Annotated in this window: 4 protein-coding genes; 3 read left to right on the forward strand and 1 reads right to left on the reverse strand. The window is 70.4% G+C overall.

The window, feature by feature from the left end:
- Position 1 precedes the first annotated feature (1 nt).
- A complete protein-coding gene (gene lgt, locus AB0M83_RS26625) occupies positions 2 to 1,087 on the forward strand; it encodes a prolipoprotein diacylglyceryl transferase (RefSeq protein WP_364521094.1) in 1,086 nt (361 codons plus the stop codon).
- Positions 1,088 to 1,569: 482 nt separating this feature from the next.
- On the opposite strand, the gene AB0M83_RS26630 is transcribed toward lgt, so the two are convergent.
- Complete coding sequence (locus tag AB0M83_RS26630) at positions 1,570 to 2,358, reverse strand: SDR family oxidoreductase (RefSeq protein ID WP_364521095.1); 789 nt, start codon at positions 2,356 to 2,358, stop codon at positions 1,570 to 1,572.
- Between the two features lie 312 nt (positions 2,359 to 2,670).
- Between AB0M83_RS26630 and gltB the strand changes: the two genes are divergently transcribed.
- Entirely contained in the window at positions 2,671 to 7,224 is a 4,554-nt protein-coding gene (gene gltB / locus AB0M83_RS26635; RefSeq protein WP_364521096.1) for a glutamate synthase large subunit, read from the forward strand.
- Positions 7,217 to 8,725 (forward strand): glutamate synthase subunit beta, encoded by a 1,509-nt coding sequence (locus AB0M83_RS26640; protein WP_364521097.1) that lies wholly within the window; start codon positions 7,217 to 7,219, stop codon positions 8,723 to 8,725. Before gltB ends, AB0M83_RS26640 begins: the two co-directional genes overlap by 8 nt.
- The last annotated feature ends 122 nt before the right edge of the window (positions 8,726 to 8,847 follow it).

Below are 8,847 nucleotides of genomic sequence, written 5' to 3' on the forward strand. Positions count from 1 at the left end.
GATGAGCGCCTACCTCGCGACGATCCCGAGCCCGGACCAGGGGGTCTGGCACCTGGGGCCGATCCCGGTCCGTGCGTACGCCCTGTGCATCATCGCCGGCATCATCGTGGCGATCTGGTGGGGGGAGCGGCGCTGGGCCGCCCGCGGCGGCACCAAGGGCACGGTGGTCGACATGGCCGTGTTCGCCGTGCCGTTCGGCCTGGTCGGCGGCCGGCTGTACCACGTGATCACCGACCCCGAGCTGTACTTCACCGAGGGCAAGAACCCCTGGAACGCGTTCGCGATCTGGGACGGCGGTCTCGGCATCTGGGGCGCCATCGCCCTCGGCGCGGTGGGCGCGCTCATCGCGTGCCGCCGCAAGGGCGTCCCGCTGCCGGCGATGGCGGACGCGATCGCGCCGGGCATTGTCGTCGCGCAGGCCATCGGCCGCATCGGCAACTACTTCAACCAGGAGCTCTACGGCGCGCACACGGACCTGCCGTGGGGCCTCGAGGTCTACCAGCGCTTCAACCCGGAGGACCCGGACAACCTCCTGAACGGCGTCGCGACGGGGCACATCCCGCTGCCGGAGAGCCCGGTCCACCCGACGTTCCTCTACGAGCTGATCTGGAACCTGCTGGTCGCGCTCCTGGTGGTCTGGGCGGACCGCCGCTTCAAGCTGGGCCACGGGCGGGCGTTCGCGCTGTACGTCGCGGGCTACACGGTCGGCCGCGGCTGGATCGAGATGATGCGGACCGACACGGCGAACCACATCCTCGGGCTGCGGGTCAACGTGTGGACGTCGATCCTGCTGTTCATCGCGGCGGTGGTGTACTTCGTGCTGGCCGGGAAGCGGGGGCCGCGGGAGGCGCCGGAGACTCTGCGGAGCAAGGACGCGCCGGGTCCCGACGAGGCGCCGGTGGATTCCCCGGACTCGGATGCGAATTCGGCTTCGGTCACGGATTCGGCCTCGGACTCGGCTTCGGTGGCGGAGCCTGAGCACGCGAAGGTCGCCGCCGAAGCGCCGGCTTCGGCTTCGGCTTCGGCGGAGAAGCCCGCGGCGGACAGCCCGGCTGCCGAAGAGCCGAAGAAGACCGACGAGAGCTGACGGCGTAAGCCGCTGAAGGCCACCATCAGGGCATCCGGGCCCGAGTTCCCGGCTCACGTCCGGCTCGGTCCCGAGCGCCCCAATGTGGCCTTGGTTGCGTCTAACGCACCCAAGGCGGCCTTCGGTGCGTCAGACGCACCGAAGGCCACCTTGGGGCGCTGGCAAGTTGCCAACGAGCGCCGCGAGCTTTCCGGGCCCCGGCTGGGTTTCGAGGTCCGGTAGAGAGCGCCCCAATGTGGCATTGGGTGCGTTGGACGCACCGAACGCCACATTGGGTGCGTGGGACGCACCGAACGCCACATTGGGTGCGTGGGACGCACCGAACGCCACATTGGGTGCGTGGGACGCACCGAACGCCACATTGGGGCGCTGGCGACCGGCCAACAACATCGGATCCGCGCTGAGCAGCCCCCGTTTTCCACGCTACCGGGAGGGACCGACAGTCCCGGGCCGGCGAAAGGCCGGTCGCGGGAAAACCGGCGTCACGAAAGGTCGGGCAGGCCCAGCTCCAGGTTCGGTGCCTGCAACCCGCCGTCGACCTCGAGGATCTTCCCGGTGATGTACCCGCCCGCCCGCGACGCCAAGAAGACCACCGTCGCCGCGATGTCCTCGGCCTCGCCGATGCGGCCCAGGGGCGTCGCCGACTCCATCTTCTCCTTCAGCTCCGGGTTGCCCACCACGATCTCCAGCGCCGACGTCGCCACCGAACCCACCGAGATCGCGTTCACCCGCACCCTCGGCGCCAGATCCGCCGCCGCCAGCCGCGTGTAGTGGGCAAGGGCTGCCTTCGCTGTTCCGTACGCCGCGAAGCCGCGGCCGGACAGGCGGCCCATCACCGAGGAGATGTTGACGATCGAGCCGCCCGACTCCACCAGGGACGGGGCCGCCGCCACCGTCAGCGCGTGGGCCGTCGCCACGTTGAAGCGGAACGCTTCCTCCATGAAGTCCACCGAAGACTCCAGCAGGGGCCGCGGGTACGTGCCGCCGACATTGTTGACCACCAGGTCGAGGCGGCCGAACTCCGCCAGCGCCGTCGCGGCCAGTGCCGCCGCGGCGTCGGGCGAAGACAGGTCCACCGGCACCTCGTGAGCGCGGCGGCCGACCGCCGAAACGCGCGAAGCGACCTCGGAAAGCTGGGAAGCCGTGCGGGACGCGATGACCACGTCGGCGCCCGCTTCGGCGAGGGCCACGGCGGTGGCCGCGCCGATGCCGCGGCCGGCGCCGGTGATCACCGCGACCTGGTCGGTGAGCTTGAACCGATCGAGGATCATGCGGCGAAATGTAACACGTTCTAGTGAGCGGGGACACATTTTCGGTGCGCCGCGTCGGGCCTGTCACGTTAGGCTTGACGGGAGTTTCCGGGCCGTATACTTAGCAGAACGAACTACCGGGAACCCATCAGGAACTACGTCGTTCCGCGCAGCCAGATCGTTACCGTCCGACGTCGCTCGGGGCGCTCTGAACAGGTGCTGGCATGTTTCCCAGGTGTTAAAGTCGCGCTAACAAGCGGGCCATCGTCGTCCCGTGCGCTCCCCGGCCGGTAGCCCGGCCCCGCACGACAAGACGACGAAGGAGGTCCCTTCATGATCTTCTCCGCCATTCCCGGCAAGCAGGGTCTCTACGACCCGGAGACCGAACAGGACTCCTGCGGTGTGGCCATGGTGGCCGACATCCGCGGGCGCCGCTCCCACGGAATCGTCACCGACGGCCTGGCCGCGCTGACCAACCTCGACCACCGCGGCGCCGCCGGCGCCGAGCCCACCAGCGGCGACGGCGCCGGCATCCTGCTGCAGCTGCCCGACAAGCTGCTGCGCGCCGAAGCCGGCTTCGCGCTTCCCGAACCCGACGAGCGCGGCCACCACGCCTACGCCGCCGGCATCGCCTTCCTGCCCCAAGACGCCGAGCAGCGCCGCAAGGCCGTCGAGCTGGCCGGCCGCATCGCCGTCGAAGAAGGCCTGGAGGTCCTCGGCTGGCGCGAGGTCCCCGTCGACGCCGACCGCGCGGACATCGGCCCGACCGCCCGCTCGGTCATGCCGCACTTCGCCATGCTTTTCGTGGCCGCGGACGGAAAAGCGGGCCTCGAGCTCGACCGCCTGGCCTTCTGCCTGCGCAAGCGCGTCGAGCACGAAAGCGCGAACTCCGGCTGTGGCACGTACTTCCCGTCGCTGTCCTCGCGGACGATCGTCTACAAGGGCATGGTGACGCCGGAGCAGCTGCCCGCGTTCTTCGCCGACCTGCGTGACGAGCGGCTGGAAAGCGCCATCGCGCTGGTGCACTCCCGCTTCTCCACCAACACGTTCCCGTCGTGGCCGCTGGCCCACCCCTTTCGGTTCGTGGCCCACAACGGCGAGATCAACACCATCCGCGGCAACCGCAACCGCATGCGGGCCCGCGAGGCGCTGCTGGAGTCCGACGTCCTCGAGGGCGACCTGTCGCGGCTGTTCCCGATCTGCTCGCCGGACGCGTCCGACTCCGCGTCCTTCGACGAGGTCCTCGAGCTGCTGCACCTCGGCGGCCGGTCGCTGCCGCACGCCGTGCTGATGATGATCCCGGAGGCGTGGGAAAACCACGCCACCATGAAGCCCGAGCGCCGCGCCTTCTACCAGTTCCACGCGAGTCTCATGGAGCCGTGGGACGGCCCGGCCTGCGTCACCTTCACCGACGGCACCCTGGTCGGCGCGGTGCTGGACCGCAACGGCCTGCGCCCCGCGCGCTGGTGGCGCACGGCCGACGACCGCGTCGTGCTCGCCAGCGAGGCCGGCGTCCTCGACGTCGCGCCCAAGGACGTCGTGGCCAAAGGCCGGCTCAAGCCCGGCCGGATGTTCCTCGTGGACACCGAAGCCGGCCGGATCGTGGACGACGAAGAGGTCAAGTCGGAGCTGGCCCGGAAGCTCCCGTACGAGGGCTGGCTGCACGCCGGCCTGCTGAAGATCGCCGAGCTGCCCGACCGCGACCACGTCGTGCAGAGCCACGACTCGGTGCTGCGCCGCCAGCTTTCCTTCGGCTACACCGAAGAAGAGCTCAAGATCCTGCTCGCGCCGATGGCCGAGAAGGGCGCCGAGCCGATCGGCTCGATGGGCTCGGACACCCCGCCCGCGGTGCTGTCCAAGCGATCCCGGCTGCTCTACGACTACTTCAAGCAGAACTTCGCGCAGGTGACCAACCCGCCGCTGGACGCGATCCGCGAAGAGCTCGTCACCTGCATGGCGCGGATCATGGGCCCGGAGCGCAACCTGCTGGCCCCCGGCCCGGCGTCCTGCCGGCACCTCAAGCTGCCGTACCCGGTGATCGACAACGACGAGCTCGCCAAGCTCATCCACATCAACGACGACGGCGACCTCCCCGGGTTCGCCTGCAGTGTCCTTTCCGGACTGTATGAAGTGGACGGCGGCGCCGAGGCGCTGGCGTCGGCGATCGAGCGCGTCCGGCGTGAGGCGTCCGAGGCGATCGCGGCCGGCGCGCGCACGCTCGTGCTGTCCGATCGCGACTCCGACCACCGGATGGCGCCGATCCCGTCGTTGCTGCTGGTCTCCGCGGTGCACCACCACCTGGTCCGCACCAAGGAACGCCTGCGCGTCGCGCTGGTCGTCGAATCCGGCGACGCGCGCGAGGTGCACCACATCGCGCTGCTGCTGGGCTACGGCGCCGCAGCGGTCAACCCGTACCTGGCCTTCGAGACCATCGAAGACATGATCGGGCAGGGCGCCGTCACCGGCATCGAGCCCCGCAAGGCGATCCGCAACTACGTGCAGGCGCTGGTCAAGGGCGTCCTGAAGATCATGTCCAAGATGGGCATCTCGACGGTCGGCGCGTACACCGCCGCCCAGGTCTTCGAATCCCTCGGCTTGGCCCAGGACCTGCTCGACGAGTACTTCACCGGGACGTCGTCGAAGCTCGGCGGCGTCGGCCTCGAGGTGCTCGCCGAAGAGGTCGCCGTCCGGCACCGCCGCGCGTACCCGGACAACCCGACCGAGCGCGTCCACCGTGGACTCGACACCGGCGGCGAATACGCCTACCGCCGCGAGGGCGAGCTGCACCTGTTCACGCCGGAGACGGTGTTCCTGCTGCAGCACGCGTCCAAGACCGGCCGCGAAGAGGTGTACCGCAAGTACACCGACGAGGTGCACCGCCTCTACCGCGAGGGCGGCACGCTGCGCGGGCTGTTCGCGTTCCGCAACGGCGTCCGCGAACCGATCCCGCTCGACGAGGTCGAACCCGCCGAGGCGATCTTCAAGCGCTTCAACACGGGCGCGATGTCCTACGGCTCGATTTCGGCCGAGGCACACGAAACCCTGGCCATCGCGATGAACCGGCTCGGCGGCCGGTCCAACACCGGCGAGGGCGGCGAGGACCCGGAACGGCTCTACGACCCCGAACGCCGCAGCGCGATCAAGCAGGTCGCGAGTGGACGGTTCGGCGTCACCAGCGAGTACCTGGTCAACGCCGACGACATCCAGATCAAGATGGCGCAGGGCGCGAAGCCCGGCGAGGGCGGTCAGCTGCCGCCGAACAAGGTGTACCCGTGGATCGCGCGGACCCGGCACTCCACCCCGGGCGTCGGCCTCATTTCCCCGCCGCCGCACCACGACATCTACTCCATCGAGGACCTCGCCCAGCTGATCCACGACCTGAAGAACGCCAACGAGCACGCCCGCATCCACGTGAAGCTGGTGTCCTCGCTCGGCGTCGGCACGGTCGCGGCGGGCGTGTCCAAGGCGCACGCGGACGTCGTGCTCATCTCGGGCCACGACGGCGGCACCGGCGCGTCCCCGATGAACTCGCTCAAGCACGCGGGCACGCCGTGGGAGATCGGCCTCGCCGAGACCCAGCAGACCTTGCTGCTCAACGGCTTGCGCGACCGGATCACCGTGCAGGTGGACGGCGCCATGAAGACCGGGCGCGACGTCGTCATCGCGGCGTTGCTCGGCGCCGAGGAGTACGGCTTCGCGACGGCCCCCCTCGTCGTCGCGGGCTGCATCATGATGCGTGTCTGCCACCTCGACACCTGCCCGGTCGGCGTCGCCACGCAGAGCCCCGAACTGCGCAAGCGCTACACCGGCCAGGTCGAGCACGTCGTCAACTTCTTCAAGTTCGTCGCCGAAGAGGTCCGGGAAACCCTGGCCTCTCTGGGCTTCCGGACGCTCGACGAAGCGATCGGGCACGCCGAGCTGCTCGACACCGACGAAGCCGTCGACCACTGGAAGGCGTCCGGTCTGGACCTGGCGCCGATCTTCGAGATGCCCACCGAGACCCCGTACGGCGGCGCGAAGCGGCGCACCCGCGGCCAGGACCACGGCCTCGAGCACGCCCTGGACCGCACGCTCATCCAGCTCGCCGAGGCGGCGCTGGAAGACGCGCACCCGGTGCGGCTCGAACTGCCGGTGCGCAACGTGAACCGGACCGTCGGCACGCTGCTCGGGTCGGAGATCACCCGCCGCTACGGCGGTGACGGCCTGCCCGAGGGCACGATCCACGTGCTGCTCACCGGCTCGGCGGGCCAGTCGCTCGGCGCGTTCCTGCCGCGCGGCATCACCCTCGACATGGTCGGCGACGCGAACGACTACGTCGGCAAGGGCTTGTCCGGCGGGCGGATCATCGTCCGTCCGGACCCGGAGGCGTCCTTCGCCGCCGAGGCGCAGACGATCGCGGGCAACACGATCGCCTACGGCGCCACGGCCGGCGAGATCTTCCTGCGCGGCCAGGTCGGCGAACGCTTCTGCGTCCGCAACTCCGGCGCCACCGTCGTCGCCGAAGGCGTCGGCGACCACGCCTTCGAGTACATGACCGGCGGCCGCGCGGTGGTGCTCGGCCCGACCGGGCGCAACCTGGCGGCCGGCATGTCCGGTGGCATGGCGTTCGTGCTGGACGTCGACCGCAAGAAGGTCAACCAGGACATGGTGGACCTGCTCAAGCCGACCGCGGACGACCTGGCCTGGCTCAAGAAAACGGTGCAGCAGCACCACGATCTCACCCGCTCCGCGGTGGCGGCCTCGCTGCTCGGCGACTGGCCGCGCCGCTCCGTGGCGTTCACCAAGGTGATGCCGCGTGACTACCAGCGGGTCCTGGACGCGGCGAAGGCGGCGAAAGCTGCCGGCCGCGACGTCGACGAGGCGATCATGGAGGCCGCTCGTGGCTGACCCGACCGGTTTTCTCAAGTACGAGCGCGAAGAGCCGAAGAAGAAGTCCAAGGAGGAGCGCCTGCACTCGTGGGGCGAGGTCTACGCGGACGTCGACCCGGCCGAGCGCAACGAAAAGGTGCGCAAGCAGGCGTCACGCTGCATGGACTGCGGCATCCCGTTCTGCCACTCCGGCGGCTCCGGCTGCCCGCTGGGCAACCTGATCCCGGAGTGGAACGACTTGGTCCGCCGCGGCGACTGGGCCGCGGCGAGCGACCGCCTGCACGCCACCAACAACTTCCCCGAGTTCACCGGGAAGCTGTGCCCGGCACCGTGCGAGGCGGGCTGCGTCCTGTCGATCTCGCCGGCCTCGGGCGGGCCGGTGGCGATCAAGCGCGTCGAGCAGACGATCGCCGACCAGTCCTGGGAAGCGGGCTACGTCCAGCCGCAGGTGTCCGAAGTGGCCAGTGGCCAGCGGGTCGCCGTGGTCGGCTCGGGCCCGGCCGGGCTCGCCGCCGCCCAGCAGCTGACCCGCGCCGGTCACGAGGTCACGGTGTTCGAGCGCGACGACCGCCTCGGCGGCCTGCTGCGTTACGGCATCCCCGAATTCAAGATGGAGAAGAAGGTCCTCGACCGGCGCCTCGCGCAGCTGCGCAAGGAGGGCACCCGGTTCGTCACCGGCTGCGAGGTCGGCGTCGACCTTTCGGTGGAGGACCTGCGCGCGCAGTACGACGCGGTCGTGCTCGCGGTCGGCGCGCTGCGCGGCCGCGACGACACGACGACGCCGGGCCGCGAGCTGGCCGGCGTCCACCTGGCGATGGAACACCTGGTGCCGGCCAACAAGTTCGTCGAGGGCGACGGCCCGCCGTCGGTCGACGCGCACGGCAAGCACGTGGTGATCATCGGCGGCGGCGACACCGGCGCCGACTCGTACGGCACCGCGACCCGCCAGGGCGCGCTTTCGGTGACGCAGCTGGACCAGTACCCGACGCCACCGTCCACCCGGGACGACGAGCGTTCGCCGTGGCCGACCTGGCCGTACATCCTCCGCACCTACCCGGCGCACGAGGAGGCGGGCGAGCGGAAGTTCGCGGTCGCGGTCAAGCGGTTCGTGGGCGACTCCGAGGGCCGCGTGACGGCGGTCGAGCTGCAGCAGGTGAAGGTCCGGAAGGACCCGTCGACGGGCCGCCGCGAGGTCATCCCGGTCACCGACGAGATCGAGACGCTGCCGGCCGACCTGGTCCTGCTGGCGATCGGTTTCGAGGGTGTCGAGGAGATGCCGCTGCTGGACGGTCTCGGCCTGTCCCTGACCCGCCGCGGCACGCTGTCGTGCGGCGCGGACTGGCAGACGGAGTCCCCGGGCGTGTTCGTCTGCGGCGACGCCCACCGCGGCGCGTCCCTGGTGGTGTGGGCGATCGCGGAGGGCCGCTCGGTGGCGAACGCGGTCGACGCGTTCCTGACCGGCGCCTCGGACCTCCCGGCGCCGGTCCACCCGACGGCACTGCCGCTGGCGGTCGTCTGACGTTCGTTCGTCCGAAGGCCCCTCGCCCCCTGGTGAGGGGCCTTCGCCGTTCATCGCCGCGGCGGCGGCTCGGTCGAACGCAGTGAATGACTCATTCCTGGCGCTGGACGCCAGGAATGAGT

Source organism: Amycolatopsis sp. NPDC051106 (assembly GCF_040682775.1).
Classification (GTDB): Bacteria; Actinomycetota; Actinomycetes; order Mycobacteriales; family Pseudonocardiaceae; genus Amycolatopsis.

Bases quoted from the DNA above. Each gene is read 5' to 3' on its own strand.
- lgt (WP_364521094.1), top strand. From the start codon at position 2: ATGAGCGCCTACCTCGCGACGATCCCGAGCCCGGACCAGGGGGTCTGG.
- AB0M83_RS26630 (WP_364521095.1), bottom strand. From the start codon at position 2,358: ATGATCCTCGATCGGTTCAAGCTCACCGACCAGGTCGCGGTGATCACC.
- gltB (WP_364521096.1), top strand. From the start codon at position 2,671: ATGATCTTCTCCGCCATTCCCGGCAAGCAGGGTCTCTACGACCCGGAG.